The organism is Tropicimonas sp., from assembly GCF_047971885.1.
Classification (GTDB): Bacteria; Pseudomonadota; Alphaproteobacteria; order Rhodobacterales; family Rhodobacteraceae; genus Tropicimonas.
This window is the reverse complement of the sequence record NZ_JBKEAE010000092.1, coordinates 1-2,160: the sequence shown is the minus strand read 5'-3', so window position 1 is coordinate 2,160 and position 2,160 is coordinate 1. Positions and strand designations below refer to the sequence as shown.

The 2,160-nt window shown below is 63.1% G+C and carries 3 protein-coding genes; all 3 read right to left on the bottom strand.

Annotation, left to right across the window (positions count from 1 at the left end; all coding sequences use genetic code 11):
* A partial coding sequence (locus tag ACK5IR_RS08630; protein WP_416927920.1) for a VTC domain-containing protein occupies positions 1-680 on the bottom strand: 680 nt, incomplete at its 3' end.
* Positions 661-1,293 (bottom strand): DUF4956 domain-containing protein, encoded by a 633-nt coding sequence (locus ACK5IR_RS08625; RefSeq protein WP_416927918.1) that lies wholly within the window; start codon positions 1,291-1,293, stop codon positions 661-663. The genes ACK5IR_RS08630 and ACK5IR_RS08625, both read right to left, overlap by 20 nt.
* Positions 1,294-1,744: 451 nt before the next feature.
* Positions 1,745-2,160 (bottom strand): NapC/NirT family cytochrome c (locus ACK5IR_RS08620; RefSeq protein WP_416927916.1); only part of this gene is annotated, 416 nt, incomplete at its 5' end.

Below are 2,160 nucleotides of genomic sequence, written 5' to 3'. Positions count from 1 at the left end.
TTCGAGCAGCGCGTCGTCGGTTGCAGGTGAAAGCGGCGCATGATCTTGTCGGCGATGCCGTTGCCGCGCGCGGATTTCGTCTCGACGATGAACATGTCGTCGCCCACATCGCGGGCCTGATGGCCGGTGGCAAAGCGCAGCCTTGTGTCGATGGTCATCCGCTCGCCGCCTTCGCGGGCGACCAGCGTCATGCGTTCGTATTGCATGCCGATCACCGGGCTGAGCGGCCTGCCGAAACGCGTTCCGTAAAGGTCGCGGTGGCAGGTTTCGACGAAATCCATGCAGCGCTGGTCCAGTTCGCGCAGCGGAGCATCCAGCCGCAGCCGTTTTTTGACGGTGACCGAGCGGCGGTCCTTCAGCTTCACCTCCAGATAGCTGAAACCGGCATCGACATAGTCGCGCACCCGGACCTTGCAGCGCTTGCGGCGGCCCTGATGGTGGTCGTAATAGCCGCGCTGATCTTGGTCGTCGAAATAGCGCGTCGCATAGGTAAAGCTGCGCTTGCCGTCGATTTCCAGCACGTCGAAGATTTCGGCAAAGGCCTCGAATGCGGGGCGGAAGCCGGCGGCGGAGACGATATATTTGTTGTCCAGCCGTTCCAGCATCGCCGCCTTGCCGTTCAGTTCCTCAAGCGTGATCGGAGTGAAGCGGGCAAGGCTTTCAGCGATAAGCGGGTTCATGGCCGTTCTCCTTGATGTCAGCGGGTTTTTCCTGCGCATGGATCTTGCGGAAGAAGACATTGATGCGCGCCATGTCGTTGATGTAATCCAGCGCCACGATGTCAAAGGACATCACCTCGACCCCCAGCCGGCGCGACAGTTCGCGGCGCATCCGGTCAGGGTTCGACAGGGCGTCGGCGTCGATCTTGTCCAGCGTGATCCTGACCCCATCCGCCGAATGCAGCAGGCGCGGATGATCCAGCACATAGGCGCCGATCAGCACCGCCAGCACCACACCGCCCACGACCGGCAGGGTCGTGCCCTGAATGGAGCAGATCACCGCGATGGCGATGGCGCCGAAGAAATAGGTGATCTCGATCTTGGAGATCTGTTCCGAGCGCAGCGTGAACAGCGCAAGGATGGCGAACAGGCCAAAGCCCGCGGCGACGCTGAATTCGACCGAGGACAGGATCGTCAGGACGCCGAAGGCAAAGATGTTGAACATCGAGGCCGCCGTCACCAGCTCCTTGTCGCGATAGCGGCGGTAATACATGCCGAAGATCAGAAGCCCCATCGCGGCGTTGTTCACGCCGAAACGCAGGATCGTGTCATATGCGGGAAATTGTTCTGGCATCAGGCAAACCTTTCCTGTTCGGGCAGGGTCCTCGCCACCGCCCGCGTTGTCATGAATTGGTCATGTGAACTGGAAACGGCGCCCGCCGGGTTCTATTCCCGCGACGCGGGAATTTTTTTCCGACGGGCTGTCGGGCCGGGTTCATCCGGGCGGCGTCGCCGCAGCGCCGGTCGAACTCCACCCCGCAGATCGGCATGCGCGGCATATGGGGGCGGCTGCGGCGGCTGGCGTTCCGGCTGTCGCCATCGACAGCACGACCGATCCCTCTGCGGATATCGTGACGCCGGTTCAGTCCTTCAACGGTCGGAATCCGCAGTGACCCGGGGGCGCCGGGACGACGATCGCAGGCATCTGACAGAGTCCGGGGCAATCTCCGGGGCGGAAACGGCGATGGCCGGGCGCGATCCTGCGCCCGGCCATCGGTCCATGTTCTGCCGGGGGGCGGCGCCGGCTAGCCGTCCAGATACCGGCGCAGGCTCGCCTTGTCCTCGGCCGAGGCCCCCTGTTGCGGTGCCTGCGGTTCCTCGACCGGTATGGTCCAGCCGGGATCGACGCCGGTCATGTCCGGAAGCTCATGCGCGATGCCCTTGTGGCAGTCGATGCAGGTGGCCTGACCCGTCAGCAGATAGGTGGAATGCATCTCGGCCGCGCGCGGCGCCTGACGCGAGAAATCCATCGCCCCCGCCGTGTGACAGTTGCGGCATTCCAGACTGTCGTTGGATTTCAGCCGTGCCCATTCGTGCTGCGCCAGCTCAAGCCGCTTTTCAAGGAACTTCTGCCGCGTGTCGATGGTGCCGAAGATCTTGCCCCAGACCTCTTTGCTGGCCTGCATCTTGCGGGCGATCTTGTCGGTCCATTCATGCGGCA